General features: G+C 42.4%; 13 protein-coding genes. 8 read left to right on the top strand and 5 right to left on the bottom strand.

Annotated elements, in window-relative coordinates; translation table 11 throughout:
• Positions 1-73 precede the first annotated feature (73 nt).
• On the bottom strand, positions 74-1,165 hold the full coding sequence (gene thrC, locus HWQ39_RS24840; RefSeq protein ID WP_292851010.1) for a threonine synthase: 1,092 nt from the start codon (positions 1,163-1,165) through the stop codon (positions 74-76).
• A 769-nt stretch (positions 1,166-1,934) separates the two neighbouring features.
• On the opposite strand from thrC (HWQ39_RS24840), the gene HWQ39_RS24835 reads away from it, so the two are divergent.
• Positions 1,935-2,126: a hypothetical protein gene (locus tag HWQ39_RS24835; RefSeq protein WP_292851007.1), complete on the top strand. Its 192-nt coding sequence runs from the start codon at positions 1,935-1,937 to the stop codon at positions 2,124-2,126.
• A gap of 60 nt (positions 2,127-2,186) precedes the next feature.
• On the opposite strand, the gene HWQ39_RS24830 is transcribed toward HWQ39_RS24835, so the two are convergent.
• A complete protein-coding gene (locus HWQ39_RS24830) occupies positions 2,187-4,535 on the bottom strand; it encodes a hypothetical protein (protein ID WP_292851004.1) in 2,349 nt (782 codons plus the stop codon).
• 333 nt (positions 4,536-4,868) lie between these two features.
• Between HWQ39_RS24830 and HWQ39_RS24825 the strand changes: the two genes are divergently transcribed.
• Positions 4,869-6,536: an iron uptake porin gene (locus HWQ39_RS24825; protein WP_292851001.1), complete on the top strand. Its 1,668-nt coding sequence runs from the start codon at positions 4,869-4,871 to the stop codon at positions 6,534-6,536.
• 953 nt (positions 6,537-7,489) lie between these two features.
• On the top strand, positions 7,490-7,843 hold the full coding sequence (locus HWQ39_RS24820) for a hypothetical protein (RefSeq protein WP_292850998.1): 354 nt from the start codon (positions 7,490-7,492) through the stop codon (positions 7,841-7,843).
• A 140-nt stretch (positions 7,844-7,983) separates the two neighbouring features.
• Here HWQ39_RS24820 and HWQ39_RS24815 read toward each other — a convergent pair whose 3' ends face one another.
• Together HWQ39_RS24815 and thrC (HWQ39_RS24810) are read right to left on the bottom strand one after the other, a co-directional pair.
• A complete protein-coding gene (locus tag HWQ39_RS24815) occupies positions 7,984-8,259 on the bottom strand; it encodes a ubiquitin-like small modifier protein 1 (RefSeq protein WP_292850995.1) in 276 nt (91 codons plus the stop codon).
• 145 nt (positions 8,260-8,404) lie between these two features.
• Positions 8,405-9,709 carry a threonine synthase gene (thrC, locus tag HWQ39_RS24810; protein ID WP_292850992.1) on the bottom strand — a complete coding sequence of 435 codons (1,305 nt, stop codon included), beginning with the start codon at positions 9,707-9,709 and terminating at the stop codon, positions 8,405-8,407.
• An 830-nt stretch (positions 9,710-10,539) separates the two neighbouring features.
• Between thrC (HWQ39_RS24810) and HWQ39_RS24805 the strand changes: the two genes are divergently transcribed.
• The 5 genes from HWQ39_RS24805 to HWQ39_RS24785 all read left to right on the top strand — a co-directional run bounded on the left by HWQ39_RS24805 (position 10,540) and on the right by HWQ39_RS24785 (position 22,031).
• Entirely contained in the window at positions 10,540-13,029 is a 2,490-nt protein-coding gene (locus HWQ39_RS24805; protein WP_292850990.1) for a hypothetical protein, read from the top strand.
• A 185-nt stretch (positions 13,030-13,214) separates the two neighbouring features.
• Positions 13,215-13,778: a hypothetical protein gene (locus HWQ39_RS24800; RefSeq protein ID WP_292850987.1), complete on the top strand. Its 564-nt coding sequence runs from the start codon at positions 13,215-13,217 to the stop codon at positions 13,776-13,778.
• 143 nt (positions 13,779-13,921) lie between these two features.
• Positions 13,922-15,469, top strand: coding sequence for a hypothetical protein (locus tag HWQ39_RS24795; RefSeq protein WP_292850984.1), 1,548 nt, complete (start codon positions 13,922-13,924; stop codon positions 15,467-15,469).
• Entirely contained in the window at positions 15,466-19,350 is a 3,885-nt protein-coding gene (locus HWQ39_RS24790) for a TonB-dependent receptor (protein ID WP_292850981.1), read from the top strand. Before HWQ39_RS24795 ends, HWQ39_RS24790 begins: the two co-directional genes overlap by 4 nt.
• A gap of 260 nt (positions 19,351-19,610) precedes the next feature.
• Entirely contained in the window at positions 19,611-22,031 is a 2,421-nt protein-coding gene (locus HWQ39_RS24785; RefSeq protein ID WP_292850979.1) for a hypothetical protein, read from the top strand.
• Between the two features lie 125 nt (positions 22,032-22,156).
• On the opposite strand, the gene argC is transcribed toward HWQ39_RS24785, so the two are convergent.
• The gene (gene argC, locus HWQ39_RS24780; protein WP_292850977.1) at positions 22,157-23,131 is read right to left on the bottom strand and encodes an N-acetyl-gamma-glutamyl-phosphate reductase; all 975 of its coding nucleotides are present in this window, start codon (positions 23,129-23,131) and stop codon (positions 22,157-22,159) included.
• Between the last annotated feature and the right edge of the window lie 40 nt (positions 23,132-23,171).

The following is a 23,171-nucleotide window of genomic DNA, read 5'->3' as shown; positions in this document are numbered from 1 at the left end:
AGCAGGGAGCAGGGAGCAAGGGAGAATTTTCCCTTCCGCCCCCCGGCCCTCTGCCTCTTTTCAATCCCCATTCCTAAAATCCCATTGCCTTGGCTACTGCACCCAATTCTGCTGCAATACCCTGTTGAAATTGACTGTGATTGTGTTTAATGGCCGTATCCGGGTCTTTTAGACCATTGCCTGTGAGGACACAAACTACTGTTGCCCCTGTGGGAATTTGGTCTTTCACCTGCAACAACCCAGCGACAGAAGCGGCGCTAGCAGGTTCGCAGAAGATACCTTCTGATGCTGCCAAAAGTCGATAAGCATCGAGAATTTCGGCATCGGTAACGGCGTGGAAATTTCCCTGACTGGCGGTTTGGGCTGCGATCGCTAACTCCCAACTAGCAGGGTTGCCAATGCGAATTGCTGTCGCTAGAGTTTCGGGATGCGCCACTGGCTTACCGTGTACTAAGGGGGCTGCACCTGCGGCTTGGAATCCCATCATTCGGGGTAAGCGATCGCATTTTCTGGCTTGATGATATTGACAAAATCCCATCCAGTATGCTGTGATATTTCCCGCATTGCCTACGGGGATACATAGCCAGTCTGGTGCATCACCCAAGGCATCAACAATTTCAAAGGCTGCTGTTTTCTGTCCTTCTAGGCGGTAGGGATTGACCGAATTCACCAAAGTAATTGGATAGCTTTCGGCCATCTCGCGGACAATTTCTAGCGCTTGGTCAAAATTACCTTTAATTGCCAATACTTCTGCCCCATATAGCAACGCTTGTGCCAACTTGCCCAGCGCCACATAACCGTCGGGAATCAGTACAAAGGCATTCATTCCCCCACGTCTAGCATAAGCGGCGGCGGCGGCTGATGTGTTTCCCGTGCTGGCACAAATTACTGCTTTTGCCCCTGCTTCCTTGGCCTTGGAAATTGCCATAGTCATTCCCCGGTCTTTAAAACTGCCGGTGGGATTGAGACCGTCATATTTGACAAAAACCCGTACTTGTCTGCCAATACGTTCTGCGATCGCTGGCGCTGGGATGAGAGGCGTGTTACCCTCCAACAGAGTCACAATCGGTGTGTTTTCGCTGACAGGCAAGTATTCGCGATAGGCTTCTATCAGTCCAGGCCAGGGTTGGCGATAAGATGTAGCAACAGACAGGCTCAAAGTCACGGGATTTAAAATTTATTAATGTAAGGATTGGATATTTAGAGAAGGCGAGATCGGGAAGTGCAGAATGGCTAAGAGGAAAAAAGTGAATTTTTCCTTGCCAGTTCCCAGTTATGAGTCCCTTAATTCAATTAAGAATATTATTTTTTGTGGTGCAGGCGTTAAATTTGGTATTTTTATTTTTTATTTAGAATGTCAGTTTATCATAACTGCCATAGCAACCTTCAGTTCAACAAATTTAGCTTGAGAATGCTGACGGGGTGAGAAACGATCGCAAACGTATTCAGATTTACGCAAGAACTCTCTGAAACTCTTATTTTTCACTGCGGAAATATACATAGATGTCTCTGTTCAAGTTTTAGAGATTGTCTAGTTCCTACTCTATATACTGGAAACGAGGTTTTAAAGGAGTTTTAGCTGAAGTTGAGACACGTCAATAAGTACGTTTTTTCATAATTTGGCGTAATTCTTGATGTAGTCTACATATAATTTCTTGCGTAAATTCCCTAAAAACGGTCATAATAATTAGTACAGCCATAATTGACAGTCCACCAAATTAAATAGTTCTAAGTAACGTTGAGTGGACGGAAGCTTCACACGCTTCAGCCGATGTTTTATTTGGAACTCAGCCATTCTAATCACCGTCTCTTATGATTGAACCTAAAATCCATTAGAGTAATTGATTGAAAATATACAATAATTTAATAAAGCTTAAAAGAGCATTATTATAATATTTCTAATGGTGTGAGTTAAATTGTGGATTTAATTAACGATGCCTACTTATTTATCTAGTGTTTCCGATTGCCAGTCCCAGGCTAACTGGGTCAGTAAGTTAACTAAGTCTTACTACCAAGACGACCAGCAAGCTAAATTGCTGCATTTACAAGCAGAGGTAGATTCTCTGTTGCAGCAGTTAGAAAACCTAAAACACCAACGTCTAGCCGAAACTAACCCAAAAGAATAAGTCTATTTTGTAGAGTGATCGCCTTGTCCATCTTTAGTCTAAATTTGAATGGAGGGCGTGTTATTCAAAGCGCTGATTTTTCTTTGACCAGCGCTTTAAACTGTAGTTATGAGCATTTTCTACCAGTAAAGCTAGAGATTGCACGCCCGAAAGCTTGGCGATCGCAGAGAGTCTTTGTAAGTCATTTCCTGTAAAATCAGTGTAAATAACTTCATTGCTATCAGAAAAAATTATAGTTCGGTCACGGCGTTGCTCTGTGTTTTCCGCCGAAGTTCCCGCTTTAGACTGATTCAAAGATGCTATTGCTTCTGGTGAGATAGTCAGTATTATTTCTGGTTGAGCGTTATTTGTTAAATCAATTACTTGAACCGGCCAATCACCCAATTTTTCCTGCATCTCCTCAAAGGTAGGAATAGCACCAGCCAGAATTTCACCAGATTTCTGCAAAGATTGCCACACACTTGATAATATTACCTTCACCCCTTGGGGATTTTGTTGATACAGTTCTCGTAGAGTAATGGGAGATGGTTGCACCCATTCCAGTGCTGCATTGGTCAAGGCTAAAGGTTTAGGTTGAAGAACATCATTTTGATTCTCTGGGATTTTTGGGCCAGCAGCTAATAGGCGCAAAACTTTACCCCGTAGTTGCACCGCCTTGATAGCGGCTATACTAATTTTTTGTTCTCCATTAGGCAACCAGACCACAATCTGGATTTCAGGGTCAGAAGTGATTCCCAAAGTTTTCCAAAAAAATTTGGCGGCGTCAGTTTTAGGTGGGTTCAAATTCTCAAAAGGGGAATTTAGCCAGCGTTTACCGTCATTAAATGCACTCACTTCCACTTGATACCAAACTTGATTATCCGTGAGTTTCAGGTCTGCGGTAGAATTTGCTTGCAGCCACTCACTGCTAGTAACTTGAGCGATTGGCTGCACCGTACCAACAATCTGACTAGATATTTGCGACTTTGTAATCTCACCATTAAGTCTTGCTAACAGACCTTGAATATAATCAAGATTTTCTTTGGTAACTTTTGGTTGCGCCTTTAACCAAGAATTAGCCTGTCCTTCTCCCTGTTGAACCGCTAAAATCAAAGCAAACCAAGCTTGTACCTCTTGTCTATTTGGGTTCACCCGCAACGCTGCCGCTATCCGATTCCACAATCGTTTTTTATCAGCTTTAAGTAGAGTCGCTATTTCTTGGGAATTATGTGGCGAGGCTTCAAACACCTGTAAAGCTTTTCCCCAGCGACCATCAATCAAATCTGCCAACACCCCTTGACTAGGACTTGCCCAAATTTTCTGGGCTTGGGTTTGAGTAAATTGGGAATGCAAGCGAATCAAATCCATTTGCGCTTGCGCCGCCTCTGGCAAAATTCCTTTACGCTGTTTCTTGATGAATTTTAACCATTCAAAAGCTGGTGTCCACAGTCCACTACGGGCAATTGACAGGGCATTTTGGTATCCATAATCCTTAAGGGCTGGTGATTTGAGGGTAATTGCCTCCAATTGAATTGGTTTAAGGAATAACTTCAGAGACTTGACTTGGTAAACCTGTAAGTGCGGTTCTAAACCTACTGTTTGATCGACAACTAATTCTTTGGTACTATCACCAGTTACCTGCTGCCATTTGGGCAATTGTCCATTCGGACTACTCCAAGACAGCATTTGTAGTAAATTCGTGCGTTCTGGATTGTAGTATACGATTTGACCGTAGGCGAAGGCACCAGTTTCTTGTTGGCGTTGACCCCGTAAATTAAACCAAACTCCTGGTGATGGTGTCCCACCTTCAAAGCGTTGCACTTGAGTTAAAGGTAAGGGAATGCTGATATCTTGGGATTCTGATGTCTCATCAAGCCAGGGAGAAGTTACAAAAAATTCCTCTGGCCCCGTTACAGGTAATTGAGTCGCTAAATAGTAGTAATTTTCTGACTGAGATGTAAACTCTAACTCAACTGATAGCTCGTAAACCCTGAGTTCGACAAGTTCTTTGCAATCAAATTGACAATTAGCACGCTGTTGAAAAACTGGCAGTAAAAATGAGGTTTCCGTATTTTGATTTAAAGGCAGAGGTTCCCCAAATATTTGGTTTTTTTTACTCAAATCGAGTTGAATTTGTTTGAGAGTTTGGGGACGTTCGTGCTTCCCAAGGGGGATTTGTGCCCATGCAGGTAAAATTTTATTTAGCCAGCTTACCCGATCTGGATTGAATATAAAGAGAACGCTAATCCAGGCAAAAGCCATTATTAGACTAGCACTACTGAACAGAATTGCGATCGCTAGTATTGACGACAACCAACTTCCCCGTTTTAGCTTTTTCTGGAGATTTTTAGCGACACGTTTCATTGCATCAGCACGAGGTTTATTTAGTTTCGAGGCTTTTGGCGTCAGCTTGCGTGAGCGATTTGCCATAAATTGGGGATTAGGGATTAGGGATTAGGGATTAGGGATTGAGTATTGGGGATTGGGGATTGGGTATTAGGGATTGAGAAAACTCTTTCCTAATCCTCAGTCCCCAGATACCCAGTACCCAGTCCCCAGCCCCCAGTACCCAATCCCCAATACCCTGTTATACTCGTCCTTGCAGAAGTTGCCTAGAAGCATTAAGTCTCATTTGGGACAAAATCCGTAAATGTCCCCATGTGAACATTAGATAATCGCGGATACACTCTTCACTTAAGTATGTGAGCAGAGTGTAAAAAATTGAAAGGTAGATTTATTAGCCGCAATCATTGTAAAACATGGATGCTTGCATGGTTACTTATTGCAGGAGTAAATGGAGTTGTACAAAAAGTACTAGCACAAGAGTACGTAAATACAGAAACTACTCAGGAGTCAGGAGTTAAGAGTGATAATATTATTCCCTCGTCTCCCTCCCTCTCTTCAGATGAACCGATGGCGCAAGTTACATCGGTATCTCAACTCAAAGACGTACAACCCAACGATTGGGCATTCCAAGCACTACAGTCTTTGGTAGAACGCTATGGTTGTATAGCAGGCTATCCAGATAGCAGCTATCGCGGTAATCGCGCCTTAACCCGCTATGAATTTGCTGCTGGTGTAAATGCTTGTTTAGATAGAGTCAACGAATTAATCACTACAGCCACCAACGATTTAGTCACGCACGAAGATTTAGCAACATTACAAAAATTGCAGTCAGAATTTACCCCTGAATTAGCAACTTTGCGGGGTCGTGTCGATAGTTTAGAAGCCAAAACCACCGAAATTGCAGCCAACCAATTTTCAACAACAACCAAACTCAGTGGACTACTGATAGTTGGCATTCAAGGACGGACTAGCAATCGTGGTGATGTTAATCCTAGAGATGGACAAAAAGATACAAATGATGCAGGTACAAACATTAATGTTATGTCCCTGGCACAGCTATATTTAACTAGTCAAATCACTCCCACTAGCTACTTATTTACAGGTCTTCTAGATGGTAAAGGGAAAACTACACCTAGATTTACCAATAGTGTTTCTCGGAATGATGTTTTACTTGGCTACGAATTTCCTACAAGTAACTTAATTGTAAGTGACCTCAATTTTCATTGGCTGATAACAGATACATTAGCAGTAATGGTAGGAACAGAAGGTGTAAGTATGCCAGCTGCTTTCCGAGGCCCCAATCGGGTAGAAAGTGCTGCAACTGGGCCGTTGTCTTACTTTGCCCAAAGAAACCCAATTTTAAATATGGGATACGGTCACGGCGGTATAGCTATTGATTGGCAATTTGCTAAACGCGCTAGTTTGCAGGCAATTTATACTAGTTATAAACCAGGAAATCCCGGTAAAGATAGCGGTTTATTTGATGGAACCACTACTACAGGCGTGCAATTGCTGCTGACACCAACCGATACTCTAGATTTAAGTTTGTACTACGTTAATAATTACGCTTCAGATGGTTGTTTGCTAACCTTTGTTGGTGATGAATGCTTAACTGCGGTTAATACTACGACTGGAAAATCAGCACCCCTGCAAACCAACGCCGTGGGTGCAACTTTAACTTGGCAAATTTCTCCCCGTATTAGCGCAGGCGCATGGGGTGGTTATACTAAATCTTACATTCCTGGGCAATCGGGAAATGTAGAGACAACAAATTATATGGTGTTTTTGAATTTCCCTGATTTATTTGCTAAAGGAAATTTGGGGGGAATTTATGTCGGTCAACCTCCTAAAATCACCAGTAGCGACTTACCTGTAGGGAATAATGTCCCTGATTTTATCAATACAGGTTTAGGACGTGCCGGTGGACAACCAGGAACAACTACTCAAATTGAAGCATTTTATCGTTTCCAATTATCAGATAATATCAGCATTACACCAGGAATAATTCATCTTATCCAGCCTGGTAACACACCAGATAGTGATTCAGTTACTATTGGCATTTTGCGGAGTACTTTCAGTTTTTAATTCTGTTTGCAGATAAATCTTATAGAACTTAAGTCTTGATAGAGGCTTATACCTAATTGCTTACAAAAAACAATGAAAATCTATTTTGTAATGCCTCATACCCAATTTTAAAGGGAGCATCCCAAATGTGTAAAAACATATTTTGTCATTGCAAGTGTAATGAAATGGAGCGTTCGCGACAATCTGTTATCTTAATCAATTTGCAAAATTGGGATGCTCCCATTTTAAATACATATAAAAAAGGTTTGGCTCACCACCAAACCTTTATATAAATCCAGTGCATAACAACATTCCAAGTCAATTTACCCATTATTCTATTCATAGGGCATCTTCCTATAGGATGTGTGCAAATATCTTGAAACCTGATAATAGATTGATTGGTATAACTGAATACATAGAATATAAAATTAATCTACCATAAGTCAGGGCATATTAATTAATATAGATGTTAAAAATAATCATACTAACTACTTGATTGTAATTAATCCCAAAATGCTAATCAGCAACAAAAAAGACGGGGGTTAGCCCGTCCTCTGTATAATAAGTAAAAACATCTTGGTAATTTCATGCAATATATCAAAATACTCTAATTACAATCTGCCAAATTGCCAAATGCTCACCAATAAAACAAGAATATAAATTTATCTGTAGGTGGATATTTCTATCACCTATAAATTTTACTACTACCACAAATTAATAGCTACCCGATGTTAACAAAAATGAACGAGGCTGAAACCCTATTCTCTCCTGCCGACGCTCTCTACGTTCGCGCAGCGTGTCGCAGACAGACGCTAAAAGCGTAGCTTGCTTCCCTGTAAGGGTACGCAGACTCGCTACCGCTGCGCTATCCTGTCTTATCCCAACGAAAAATATTGACGCCCACCTGCTTACTGATTATGATCGGATGTTTGTAAGTAATACTAGATAAAAAATTACTGGCAACGAAATTCATCATGAACCTAAGTATAGTTGATGATAAATTGCAGATAGAATTTACGTTTCAAGAGCAACTGCTAGCTGTTCGGTTGAATAAACTTTGGCAAATATCACTAGCCCATATTGAACAAGTTACAACAGATGAACCCCAAAGTAATTGGCGAGAATTGCGTGCCCCTGGTAGCTTTATTCCTGGAGTGATTAAGGCTGGAACTTATTACACTAACCGTGGTAAAGAGTTTTGGTATGTAAATCGAGAGACAAATTATTTAACGATTCAATTGCGAGATGAATCCTACAAACGGATTATCTTAACTATCGATGACAATGAGTCTTGGCGACAAAGACTTTCTCAGATAATTACTGCATAGTTAGCAAAATGAAAAGCGTCTCTGCCGCGAGTAAGGGAGGCGATAGTCCACTAATGAGAATTCCCAGTCTCCGACTGGGAACGGGGTAATTTTTCAAAGAGTTGTATTGTCAGGTTTCTACTGATTTGGGGTTCTCTGTATTAACCACCAGCGACAGCTGGGACAATACTTACTTCATCGCCATCTTTTAGAGTTGTGTTAATCCCATCTAGATGACGGATATCTTCGCTATCGACGTAAAAATTTACAAACCGACGTAGTTTACCTTGTTCATCGCACAACCGAGATTTAATACCAGGAAAGCTTTTTTCTAAGGAATCTAACAATTCAGCAATAGTGCTGCCGGTGGATTCTAGAGTAGCTTGATTATTGGTAAAACTCTGAAGAGTTGTAGGAACTAAAACTTTTACAGCCATAGAAGTACAAAGTGAAGGGGTGAAGAGTGAGGAGTGAGGAGTGAAGAGTTAGGAGTCATCTGTAAGGGGTGAGATGTGAGGAGTGGAGAATAAAGTAAAGAGTTATGAATAAAAAAACTCCTAACTCCTAACTCCTAACTCCTACTTAAACGAGGACTTGTTGCCATTCCAAGCGATCTAGAGTACGCGATCGCTCTAGCGCCCGTTCAAAACTATCGAGTTTCGCATCAATAGTCAAGGGTTCGCCAACGTAGCCTTGGATTGCTTCTTGAGTTTTCAGACCATTTCCAGTGATGTAAATCACAGTAGTTTCGTCTGGATCAATTTTGCCAGCTTCTACCAGCTTTTTCAGCACGGCGACGGTTGTACCACCAGCCGTTTCTGTGAAGATGCCTTCGGTTTCTGCCAGCAGTTTGATGCCATCAATAATTTCGGCATCATTGACTGATTCAATGTTACCACCAGTTTTCTGAGCTAACTCCACAGCATAAATGCCGTCTGCTGGATTGCCGATCGCTAGCGATTTCGCAATTGTATTTGGTTTAACTGGCTTAATAAAGTCGCGTCCTTCTTTGAAGGCTTGGGCAATGGGTGAACAACCTTCAGCTTGAGCGCCACTGAAACGGACGCTCTTGTTTTCTACCAAACCAACTTCGATAAATTCTTGGAACCCTTTATAAATTTTTGTAAACAGCGAACCAGATGCTAAGGGAGCAACAACATGATCGGGTAGTTCCCAGCCTAGTTGTTCCGCAACTTCAAAACCTAGCGTCTTAGAACCTTCAGAGTAATATGGACGCAGATTAATGTTGACAAAACCCCAGCCATGTGTATTAGCAACTTCCGAACAAAGGCGATTTACTTGATCGTAGTTGCCCTTGACTGCCATTAGGGTGGGACTGTAGATCAGGCTACCGATAATTTTACCGGCTTCTAAATCTGCGGGGATGAACACACAGCAGTCTAAGCCGGCATGAGCTGCGATCGCGGCTGTAGAATTTGCCAAATTACCAGTACTAGCGCAAGAAACAGTAGTGAAACCCAACTCTCGCGCTCTAGATAGGGCGACTGACACCACCCGATCCTTAAAGCTCAGGGTGGGCATATTCACGGCATCATTTTTTATATAAAGCTTATTTAGACCCAAGCGACGGGCAAGACGGTGGGAACGAACCAAGGGAGTCATCCCCGTTCCCACATCAATAACATTATCAGTTGCGACAGGCAAAAAGGGACGGTAGCGCCAAATTGAATTGGGGCCAGCTTGAATTGTTTCACGAGTGACAGTCAGACGTAGGGCGTTGTAGTCATACTTAACTTCTAATGGCCCAAAACATAACTCACAAACATTGCTGGCCTTGAGTTCATATTCTGCACCACATTCCTTACACTTCAAGGCTTGAAAGTAGGCAGTGCTGGTTTGGGTTTGGGTTGTAATTGCCTGAGTCATAAACTAGCTTTCCCTGTTTGTCTGTCGACTGTCGCCTGATAGTAACACGAGCAAAAATACCAGTCAAACATACCCGACAAAAATAGTCTGGTATGCTTGGTGTTGAGCAAAAGGATTCTTGTAAAACTTTAATATCAGTAATCCCTATATTAAGCATTTATACGTATATATAGAACGTTAAAAAAAAAGAAATAGTTTAAATTAATAAGTATTAATATTGAGAATAAATATGATTAAATTGCATCATAGTTATGATTAAATTGCATTTATTAAAAATACCATCTCATTTAAGCGATCTAGATCGCCTAGTTAACTTTCAATTTTTTAATCTAAATAACTCCACAGAGTAATACAGATTTATGACAGCCAAAACTCAAAAGCGTTTTCAAATATAGGTTTTAGTCTTCCTAAAGTCTGAGTTCAACCATTAAAATTTCTATGTGTGTTGCCAAAATAAAGCTAATTTCTCCGCTTTAATGCACTTATTCACAGCCAAAGGAGTTACTTATTTACACCGAAGATTTTTTTTGCTTTAAAAGCTACATTGCTATATAGAACGATAAATTAGCAAAACACAGTAATAAATTACACATATTTGCGATTGCCAGCCTTGATTTTCAAGGGTAAGCGTAAAACAAGTAGACAAATTATTTCTGGTTATTGCCTCAATACAGTTTCTTAGGAGTGTCAGTAATTTAACTTCTTAAATAGGCATTCCCAAAACATTGAAGCTTTGGGCAGCTATAATCGGCAATTTTTTAAGGAATTGCCGAACTTTATCCTGTCTCAAAATCCAAGATACAAGTTCAGCAAAAAAACAAACTACTTCTATGGTAAATCGAAATCAATCTGTCAACAAGCAGCGTAAAGTTTACCAATCTCTAGTAGCAACAGCATTATTAACTGGTAGCCTTTTCCAATTTGTCGCACCTGTATTAGCTGACGGAACTACTGGAGGTACATCTATCAGTAACACTGCAACAGCAACCTACGAAGATCCTAACAATCCAGGGACAACTATAAATTCCACCTCTAACACTGTCACCGTGACTGTAGCAGAGGTTGCGGGTATTACTGTCACAGCGTCGGGTGTTACAGATAACAATGGTGGCACTGTTGCAATTAACGATTTACTAACCTACACCTACACCCTAACAAACGTAGGTAACGACCCCACCAAATTCCATATTCCTAACCAAGCAACAACAACTGGGCCTGGTACAGTTTCTGGTGTACTTCCTGCTGATAAAAATGGGGTAACACCAGCTAGTGGCACACTCCAATACAGTACAGATGGTGGTGCAACTTGGACAAACGTAACAGCTGGTGGTGTAGATACACCCTCAATTCCGGTTAGTGGTACTGTGTTGGTGCGTGTGCCGATAACTGTACAGACTGGCGCTCAATCGGGCGACGTAATTAAAGTTACCCTTGGTAACACTCCTGGTGATGCCCAAAACCAACTGCGGAGTCCCGATGGTGGTGACGTTTATACTGTAGATAATGCTGATAACGCAGGTGGCGGGGAAGTTCCTGGTACACCAGTTAACGGTACACGAGAATCTAGTATTACCCAGCAAATTCAAGTAGGCAACACAGCTAAAACTGTTGCTCTAGCCACAATACTCAAAACTCGAACAGGCTATAACGCTGGTAACACTTCCGTACTCAATGATGATGTGCTGACTTATGGTTTAAGCTTGCGAGTTGAGAGCAACGACGTAACCAATCGTGGGCTAACACCCGCAGCTTTAGCTGGTACAAGTATCAATGTAGACGGTAATCCAGTTACTCGCATCTTAGTTTCTGATGCACTTCCAGCATCAACAACTCTTAATGGAACTCCAACCGCTCCTTCAGGGTGGATAGTGGTTTACGCTGGTGAAGATCCTGCAACTACAACTGCCGATCAGGCTTTGTGGAAAACTAACAGTGCTAATGTAACAGGTGGTGTTGTTAAACGGGTTGGTTTTATTAACGATCCTAACTCTATCTCTTCAGTTGCCACAGGGACAACTGTTACAGGTTTTACAGTACAAGTAAAGACCACTGGAATCACAGGAACGACAGCGACAAATATTAACAACATCGCTCAAGTGTTCGGTAAAACTGCTGGAGATCCAAATAGCCCTCTACTCTTTGACGATTCAGGCGATCAAAATCCAGATAACATTAACCCCACTAATGGAACCTTTCCTACTACAGTAGACTCTGGCTATTATCCCGATACAGTTCCTACCAATCAAACTGACACAGGTAATAACAACCAAGGTAGTAATTCTGTTACAGGAAATGTCAACGTCTACACCGTTTCAGTCGCCCAAGCAAACTCAGTTTTAAACGGGCCGAATAATGCCCCTGATGCTGTTGGCCCAACAAATAATAACGACGACTTCACAAACAAATCCTCTTTTGTTCCTCCTAACACATCACCTGGTAGTACGCTTGACCCACAATCAGTTGGTTTCACTAACACAATTAAGAACAGTGGGACTAACCCTAATGACATTACAATAGTACCAACAGTACCAGCTACAGCCACAGATTTGCCCAATGGTACAAAGGTGACTGTTAGCTATAACAGTCAATCTGCTGTCTATACTTACAGCATCACCAATAACGTTGGCACTTTTACCCTAGCAGCCAATAATACACCAATTAAAATCTCTGGTGTTGCTGCTGGAAGCAGTGTAAATTATGGCGTAGAAGTTGACCTACCAGCTGGTACGCAACTATCGACTGATATCAATAAGGGCTTCCCAGTACCCATTACTGCCTTTATTGACACTAATAATAATGGTGTAGTTGATAGTGGTGAGATTAACAACATCTCCATCGATCGCGTTTACACTGGTTTCTTGAAAATGGTGAAGATGTCACGAGTTCTATTAGGAACTGGCCCAGCAGTACAAGGCACTGATGGCACATTCAGTACCACTCCGAAGAAGCCTGCACCAGGAAACATTATTGAGTACCAAATTCAATACACAAATATTTCCGATCCTCAAGCTGGAACCGGTAACGTGATTTTGAATGCTAACAAAGTTGTGATTACTGAAGATGGTACGCAAACCCCCAACAACTGGGCGCTAGACAACGACAATAACACTCAAATTGATACTAGCAACATTGTTGGTTCAGCTAAAGATTCTGGAGCTTCAACTATCCAATTCTTCAGTGGTAATCCAGCTAGTAACCTTGGTATTGATCAAACTGGAACCACGGTAAACAGTGATGTCACAAAGTATGTAAATACTGCTACTGGACAGATTGCACCGGGCATTCAAAGAACATTTACCTTCCAACGCAAGGTGAACTAATTCCTTGGGATTGGGGATTGGGGGTTGTGACGTTCGCAGATTCTAAGAGAGCGATCGCCGCAACCAGTTAACCTTATCCCCAACCTCTAAACAGGAACCAAATAGGGGAGTGACTCTTTCTTCGCAAAAGCAGGGAAAGATAAGTCAACAATCAAGATTCTGGAAATTTTTTGAGGTTATTTATTATGAAGCATTTTTCTCTTGCAGGTTTAGGAGCATTTGCTCTCATTGCTACAGTCCCATTTGTCGGTCAAATTCCAGGAATCGCAAATGTATGGCATTCTACAAGTGCTGTTGCTGAGAATATCAAAACTCAAGGGCAAATTCAATTGCGCTTAGAAGCAGAAAAACAAGTAGTAGCACAGGATCAGCAGGGTAAGCAAAGTCAGAAATGGGAACCTTTAAAAGGTCAAGTTGTGGTGCAACCTGGAGATGTGTTGCGATATACCTTAACTGGCGAAAATAATAGCGATCGCCCAGTAAAGAATTTGACGTTTAATCAACCTATTCCCAAAGGAATGGTCTACGTGCTGAATTCTACCAATGTCGCCAAGAATGCCAAAGTTATTTATAGCATTGATGGCGGACGTAGCTTTGTCGAAAATCCCACTGTGAAAGTTACTCTTCCTAACGGCAAAGTGGAAACAAAGCCAGCACCAGCCAGTGCTTACACCCATATCCGTTTGCAGATTCCCTCTCTTGCAGCGAAGACAACAGTGAAAGCGACTTATCAAACCCAAGTGCGCTGATTAGGACGCGTAGATACGCCGTCTTTCTGACTGTATTTCGAGATGGAAACTGGAAACAAAATTTTTAAAAGGTTTTGGCTTAACTGGATTTCCACAAATAAATAAGTGCTTTTATTAACAACAAGCTTGACATTTCATAGGAGATGTGTTCAGTGAGCCGTCCTCAAAACCAAAAGCAAATTACTTCTAGCAGTGGCTGGTGGCGACGGTTAACAGCTAGTGTTCTTCTGGGAAGTTTTTTGCATACTACTATATCTATACCAGCGATCGCGCAACAAACTAATAATCTAGTTGCGTCTTCGCCATTAATAAATCAAGCTACTTACACTTATACAGATTCAGCTAATAATCAATATCAAGGAAGTTCTAGTCAGATAAATGTTAGTCCTACCCCATTACTTGATCCTTTAGGACGGATCTTAGGTTGCGCTGGCACAATTTTACCTGACTATACAGGTTTTTCAGTTGGGGTATACGAACCTAACTCTAGCGATCCAACGGGGACAGAATTAGGCAGCTTGGTTGCTTTGACTCGAACAGAGTTACCAGATATTCCTAATAACAATGTTCCTGGCGGTAGATCGCCAAATACTGAGAATAGTAACCCTTACTTCGTTACGAATAGTCCTGCGGGTGTCTACAATTTCCTACTCGATCCGAATAAGGGTCAAACCGATCCAGGTAGAACCTACATTTTTGTAGTTAATCCGCCACCAAATTCTATCTACAGACAACGGCGAATCAAGATTGAAATCCTTGGTAGCACTGGCACACAAGGTAATAATGTCGTGCGATATGTCGCTAGTTCTCTGGATGGTCAACCAATCAGTCTCACAGGCCAAACCAGAGTAGAGCAAACAGTTGTTTTAGTTCCCAATGCAGAAGTTGTGGGACTGGATTTATTAGCCTTTGAATTTACTACAAATTTGTGTCAAGCCAATCAGTTACAGATTATCAAAACAAGCGATCGCGCTGCTGCTGAACCTGGAGATACAGTAATCTACCGCCTGTCAGTAAAAAATCTCGCTGATGCTAGTTTGAATAATATATTTGTCACAGACAACCTACCTTTAGGATTCGATTTTTTGCCGAAATCTGTGCGGGGAGAGGTAGATGGTCAACTCGTCACTATTACTTCAGAACGCAATGGTAACACAGTAACATTCCGCACAGATGCAAGCATTCCCACAGAGAAAGTCTTGAATATTGTCTACGCTGCTCAACTAACACCTGATGCGTTGCGTGGGACTGGTCGCAACAGTGCGATCGTTAATGCTCAACGAGCCGATAACCGTTTTAGCACCAAGGATGGCCCTGCAACACACCAGTTGAAAATTAGTTCAGGAATCGTTTCTGACTGTGGCACGATTATCGGTCGGGTGTTTGTTGATAAAAACTTTGACGGTGAACAACAATCTGGTGAGCCGGGGATACCAAATGCAGTGATTTTTCTGGAGGACGGAAACCGCATCACTACAGATCCTAATGGTTTGTTCTCCTTAGCTAATGCCTTACCTGGATACCACACAGGTGTACTAGACCTGAGCAGTGTAACTGGTTACACCCTAGCTCATAACGAAAAATTCCGCGAACGAAATAGCCAATCTCGCTTGGTGCATTTAGAGCCTGGTGGCTTGGTACGTATGAACTTTGCTGTCACCCCCACATTTCAGGAGCCAGTCAAGAAATGAAACCCAGACTGCACTGTGCAACTATATTTAACCTGAAATTGATGGGGGCAATGTCAGTAGCTCTCTGCCTGGTTTTGTATCCTGCTATAGTCAAAGCTGAAATCACTAGTGAAAATCTCCTTTTCCCTGATTCACCTTCGCAAGCACACAAGGGTGTTGAAGAAGAGGCAAGGGAGCAGGGAGCAGGGAGCAGGAGAGAGGCTTATCTTTTGGGAAGTTCTAAACAGCAGTTTCCATCTGATGAATTTTCTTCCACTTCTTCAGCACCGACTACTGATACTTCAATTGCAGATGTCCAGCCAAGTAAAACGGAAATACAACCGTTTCAACCAGTAAACTCTGTTGATTTGCCCACAGCCTTAAATAAAGTAGCCGAAATCAAGAACAAAAATGATGGAGGTAAAGATACAGAGACACAGTTGCAAGCTTCTCCAACGGCAATACAACCATTTCAACCAGCAACTTCGGTAGGTTTGCCTAGAGGCTTACGCAAAACAGCAGGAGTAGAGAACGGACAAGGAGTGAATGAAAATCTTCCCGTGTCTCCCACTCTCCCCATATCTACAGCCATCAAAATCCTGACTCCAACGGCTGACAGTGTTGTAGATGTCCAAGCTAGCACGGTGATTGTGCAGTTTCCTGTTGGTAGTCAGGTAGAATTGCGGGTGAATGGGGCGCTGGTAGACCCTTCTTTATTGGGACGAACGGAAAGTGATGCTAGCACTAACTTAGTAACGCAGACATGGTATGGTGTCTCGTTAAAAGAAGGTGTAAACACCATCTCTGCAAAAATTATTGGAGGAACAGAACCCCCTGTAACAGTACAAGTCGCAGTGCGGGGAGCGCCACAGCAACTAACTTTAGAAACAGTTGAGTCTCGTATCCCAGCAGATGGACGTTCTACAGCAACAATCCGGGGTCAACTGCTTGATGCAAATGGCAATCGCTCTAATCGTAATGCTGTTATCACCCTCATACCCACTGCTGGGGAGTTTGTCGGGAAAGACTTTAAGCCCGATGAACCCGGATTTCAAGTGGAGGCGAAAGGAGGACAATTTACAACGACGTTGCGATCGCAACTCAAAGCCGAAACTGTCCGAATTCGAGCCATAACTAACAATCTAGAAGCCTTTACTCAACTGCAATTTGAAACGGCATTGCGTCCGAGTTTAGTTACTGGAGTCATAGATTTACGTTTGGGAGCTAGAGGTACAAATTATTACGGCAGTTTCCGTGATTTCCTCCCTCCTGACAAAAACAACGGCACGCAATTAGATTTCCATTCCGCAGTATTTGCCACTGGTGCGATCGGGGAATGGTTGTTTACGGGTGCATACAACAGTTCTCGTAGCCTCAATGAAGATTGTGACTGTAATAATCGGTTATTTAGAACTTACCAATCCAGCGAGCAAAACTATCCTGTTTACGGTGATAGCTCGACAGTTGATGTCGTTACTCCTTCCATTGACAGTGTATTTCTGCGTTTCGAGCGTTCATCTCGTATCCCCGGAGTTTCCCCTGATTATGCTATGTGGGGTGACTATAACACAGAAGAATTTGCGCGAGGATCTCAGCAATTTACTGCGATTACCCGTCAACTCCACGGTTTTAAAGCTAACTACAACTTAGGAAATCTCCAAATTACAGGTTTCTATGGCGACCACTTAGAGGGGTTTCAACGGGATACTATTGCTCCCGATGGTACTAGTGGTTATTACTTCCTCTCTCGCAGACTACTACAAGTAGGTAGTGAAAATGTCTTTATCGAGTTAGAAGAACTCAATCGTCCTGGAACTGTATTAGAACGTAAACAGCTTAACCGAGGCCCAGACTACGAAATCGACTACGATCGCGGTACATTATTATTCCGCGAACCGATGCTTCGTACTGATGTCGATCAGGCTGGACAAGTATTGGTACGTCGGATTGTTGTTAGCTACCAATACGACGATCAAAACTCTGATGGCAATATCTATGCTGGTCGTTTGCAATATAACCTTTCCCGCAAGCTTAATCAGGAAAGCTGGATTGGAGCAACTTATATCCAAGAAAATCACGGAGTACGCGACTTTCAACTCTACGGTGCAGATGCGCTGATTGCTCTGGGTGAGAACGGTAAGTTAATCGCAGAATACGCCCATTCCACTAATGATTCTGATGTTGTGGGAAAAGTCAGAGGTGATGCTTACCGATTGGAAGTTGAGGGACAAATTGCTAACGGAATTCAAGGCCGTGGCTATTATCGCTTTGCTGATACAGGTTTTGCTAATAATGCCACTGTCAGCTTTGTCCCAGGACAAACTCGTTATGGAGCGCAGGTTACAGCGAAAGTGACCTCAACTACCAACCTCAGAGCGCAATACGACCACGAAGACAATTTTGGGATTGCTCCCCAACCTCTAGATACCTTTGAAGAACTATTTGCACCGCGTTCTGATGCGATACCTGGGAGCAGGGTTGATAATTCGCTGACGACAATTTCTGCTGGGATTCAACAACGTTTAGGTAGTGCCATTATTGATCTGGATTGGATTCATCGTCATCGGGAAGACCGCATCCCCGATAGTAGTTTGAGTAGTAATTCCGATCAATTGCGATCGCGTTTTTCCATTCCCCTTGCGAAAAACCTGACTTTCCAAGCGCAAAATGAACTGAGTTTATCTTCCCAAAAAGATCCTATTTACCCAGACCGCACCATCTTCGGGTTAAATTGGGCAGTAATTCCTGGTGTCAGCGTCAGTTTAGCCCAACAGTTTTACAGTAGCGGTCAATATTCGGGTAACTCCATCACTAGCTTGAGTGTCAACGGCGAACACAAACTCGGATCGGATACTACCTTGACAGGTCGTTATTCAATTTTGGGTGGTGCTAACGAAATGACTACCCAAGGGGCAATTGGTCTAAATAATCGTTGGACTATTGCTTCGGGATTGCGGCTGAATGTTGCTTACGAACACGTATTTGGCAACTTCTTCGGACGGACTGCGGCGGGTCAACAATATGCCCAACCCTTCGCTTTTGGTCAATCTGCATCTGCGATCGGATTTGATGGTGGCGATAGCTACAGCATTGGGCTGGAATACAGTGATAATCCGCAGTTTCAAGCCAGCGCCCGTTATGAACATCGTTCCTCTTCTGGTGGAGGGAATACAGTAATTACCGCTGCTGCTGCGGGTAAAATTTCTCCGGCTCTCACAGCCTTAGTACGTTATCAACAAGCTGGTTCTTCCAATCAAAAGCTTTCAGGACTGGGAGATACTGCTAACCTCAAGCTGGGTTTAGCCTACCGCGACCCCAATAACGATAAATTTAATGCTTTATTGCGTTATGAATATCGCCAAAATCCTTCATCCATTCCTGACACCATCCTGTTAGGAAGTGGTACGGGTTCCCAAGACCATACCTTTGCTTTAGAAGCAATTTACGCTCCTAATTGGCAATGGGAATTCTACGGTAAGTATGCTTTGCGTAATAGCACCTCTTATTTAGCTAACGATTTAGCTGGTACTAGCACAGTGAATCTGGCGCAATTTCGAGCTACCTATCGTTTGGGATATAGCTGGGATTTGGTGGGTGAAGCTCGTGTAATTAGTCAGTCTAGCTATAGTGAGACAGGCTTTGTTGTAGAAACAGGCTACTACCTCACGCCTAACCTGCGCGTCTCTGCTGGTTATGTCTTTGGTAAAGTTGATGACCGAGATTTCTCAGGCACACGTTCTGCAGGAGGCGCATATTTAGGCTTTACGGTTAAGCTCAACGAATTGTTTGACGGCTTTGGACAGCAAAAAATTCCGCCACGCCAGCCACAGGAATCGGCAATGAAAACTTTGGTGAATAAACTCAAGGCGGCAACAACGGCAATGCAAAAACGTGAAATATAAAACGGTTATTTGTAGAGACGTTACAATGCAACGTCTCTACAAATCGTCAATTTATAGCCAAGATTTATTAAATTTAAAATCAAATCATTTTTCACTATTTAAAAGCGATCGCCACACTCAACCGGAATACAGATGGTAGATTATCTAAGATTTTGGGCAAGCTAGAGACTGGAGATTTATTTGAGGTGAATCAGACATGATTAATAATTATGGTTAGGGTAATTAGCATCTTTTAAAAGTTATTTTATGGTGATTTACTAATGAAGAATTTATGGCAAAATTTTAATATTTTTGGCTGGGGGCTGATCGGTGCGACATTAGTACTTCAACCTACGTCAGCGCAAGCTCAATATATCCAGCGATCGTTTCTGAATCCAAGCTTTGAGCAGCCTGTATTTGGTACTTCATGTTATATTCAAGTGGACGAAAGCTTTATCATTGGTTGGACGACAAGCCACAGTTCAAGGCAAGGAACAAGGTCTTGTCCAGTTGGCATATACGGACAAGCCGGTAAAATTATTGAGATTTGGACAAAAGGATTTGGTAGTGTTAATACAGCAACTAATGCAGGGAATCAATTTGCTGAGTTAAATGCTGAGGAAGCTTCTGAGTTATATCAGAATTTATGCCTCCTTAAAGATGAGACGATTACATTTTCTTTTCTACATCGTGGGCGTTCAAGTACAACTGTTGCTGATGTGGCCAACTTTTTAATTGGACTAATTACCGATCCAACACCAACTGTTTTTGGCAAATTCTCAACAACTAGCAATGGAACAGTTACGGCACAACCAGTTGCACAGAATGGTGCAACTATTCCTACTGTAACTAACAATAACGCCGGAAATGGCTGGGTGCGATACACTGGCACTGTTCCTTACACCGGAACTACTGGAAACAAACCTGTAGGATTTGCGGCTGTTTCCACAGCAGGCGGGAACAATACTATAGGTAACTTCCTTGATGAAGTCCAATTTGCTGGGAAACCTGTGGTCGAGTTTACAGCAAGTTCGGGTGGTGCAGCAGAATCAGAAACTAACCCTACGACTAACCCCCCAAAACTCAGAATCGTTGGTTTAGTGCCAACTGGGGGGATAAGCGTTCCTATCTCCGTGAGTGGAACAGCAGTTTTGGGCACAGATTACAATACAATATCAGGCACATCTACCTTTAATATCACTGTCCCTGCGGGAAACTATGATGGTAGTGATGCCACTAGTGTTTTTACCATTCCCTTTACTGTTATTAATAATAATGTTCCTCAAGGTGTGAGGAACATTATATTCACCATACAAACTTCAACTAGTTTTTTCGCCAGTTCAACCGCAACTTGTGGTGGTTCTCCAACAGTCGTCTCCAATTATACGATCTATGATGATGATTTCCTAAGCGGCAAGGTTTGGGATGATGCTGATAATAGCGCTAATAATACTTTTACTAATATCAATACTGGCTCGGAAACAGGTACTAATGCAGGTGGGTTGTTAAATGCAATTCTGGTGGATGCAAATAATAAGGTTTTAAAAACAATACTCGTCGCAGCAGATGGTACTTACACTTTTCTCGATGTCCCCTTGAATCAAAGCAACGTTAAAATTATTTTAAGTACAACTGCTGGCACAGTGGGTAATACTGCCCCTACGCCATCTCTTCCCTCTAATTGGGTCAATACTAGCCCACTGATGACGGCTACTTTTGATACTGGCACAAACATCTCCAGTAAGGACTTTGGGATTGAACAGTTACCCGATACTAATAACGTCACTGCATCTGTGCAAACGAATCCAGGGGGAACCAATAAATCGCAAGTACCTACCCTATCAGCTACCGATCCTGAAGATGGCAACTTTAGTGTTGGCAAAAGTTTCAAGATTATTAGTTTGCCAACAAATGGGATACTTTATTACAACAACGTAGCTGTGACAGCGAACCAAGTCATTAATAATTATGACCCGACTAAACTGACATTAGATCCAAATGATGGCACGATAACCGTTACATTTACTGTGGCAGGTGTAGATGCAGCAGGCAAAGAAGATCCCACACCTGCTACTGTAACTATGCCATTTACAACTAGTAAACCTAAGCTACTTTTAGTTAAACGGATCACACGCATCAATAACCAAGATTTAAACAATATTGTGGATGGTCGCAGTGACGTTTCTACCAGTGCTGCCAATTATGTATCACCCCTTTATGAGACTGACGATGATAGCGATAAACCTTGGCCACTTGGTTATTTGCGGGGATTGATTAATGCTGGGATAGTCAAACTAGGAGACGAATTAGAATATACCATATACTTTCTTTCTAATGGTCTGTCTAATGCTACTAATGTCCGCATTTGTGACTTAGTGCCTGGTAATGTTACTTTTATTTCTAATAGTTTTAATGGGATGACTCCTAATGATGGCGGCTTGCCAGGAGCAGATCAAGGAATTGCCCTAGCTATTGGTTCTACTACACCTACGGCTTATCTAACTAATGTAGCGGATAGCAATCGCGGGCGTTTTTATACAGCTAATGACTCAGCCACACCATCATACTGCGGTATTAACACCAATGGGGGAGTAGTGGTCAATATTACAGTCCCAAGTTTTCCCAGTCTGCCAGCTGCTACTGGATCTGGTACACCAGCTAATTCTTATGGTTTTGTGCGCTTCCGCGCTAAGGTGAAATAGCTTTAGCTACTGTTAACTGGGGTAATTAATTAACACTACTAGTTAGAGAGACGCGATAAATCGCCGTCTCTACAAGTAATTTATCCATCAATTATTTATTGACAGACTACTACTTCATCGCCATTTCATGACAATCCCAACTCTTCTGGAAAACCGAGCATGATGTTTAGGTTTTGGACGGCGGCTCCTGATGCACCTTTACCCAGGTTATCAAGACGAGCAACTAACAACACTTCTTTGGTGGTGTCATTGGCAAATACAAAAACCTGAACAATATTGGTACCGTTTAGTGCGGTCGCATCTAGAAATGTTCCGTCTCGTAGTAGAGTAGAATCTTGGAATGGAGCAACCTGCACAAACTTTTCACTTTGGTAGTAGTCAGCGATCGCTTGATGAATAACTTCACCTGATGGCGGATTATCCAAATTACCCAGCGGCAAAGGCACTTGTACTAGCATCCCCTGTTCAAAATCTCCTACTGCCGGTACGAATAGCGGCGGCGATGCTAACCCTGAGTAATGATGCATCTCCTTAACATGCTTATGCCCAAACTGCAAACCGTAGATGCCATAAGGATAGAGTGACTCTGCCCCGGCTTGCTGTTCATGGAAGCTATGATATTGTTTGATGAGATTCTTTCCGCCACCTGAGTAACCTGACACTGCATTCACGGTGACGGGAAAGTTACTGTTTAGAAGTCCTTTAGCAATCAACGGACGGATACAGGCTAAAAATCCTGTAGGATAACAGCCTGGATTGCTGACAAACTGGGCGCTGGTGATTTTCTCTCGCTGTCCTGGATTGAGTTCCGGGAAGCCATATACCCAGTTTTTAGCTGTGCGATGGGCACTACTAGCATCCAGGATCTTAACCCTAGTATTACTAACTAAGCTAACAGCTTCGCGGGCTGCATCATCAGGTAGGCAGAGAATGACAACATCAACGGCATTGATTAGTTTGGCTCGCTCAGTTGCATCTCTATGCTTAGATGCCTCAATGCTAACTAACTCGATATCATCGCGTTGGTTGAGGCGTGAGTAAATTTGTAAGCCTGTGGTTCCCGATTCCCCATCAATGAAAATCTTCGGTTTGGTAGTCATGCGCTTCTGATATGTGAGTGATATTTTGACTGATTAATAC

The organism is Nostoc sp. NMS8 (assembly GCF_017115045.1).
Lineage (GTDB): Bacteria > Cyanobacteriota > Cyanobacteriia > Cyanobacteriales > Nostocaceae > Nostoc.
The sequence above is the reverse complement of the archived record's forward strand: the minus strand, read 5'-3'. Positions and strand labels throughout refer to the sequence as shown.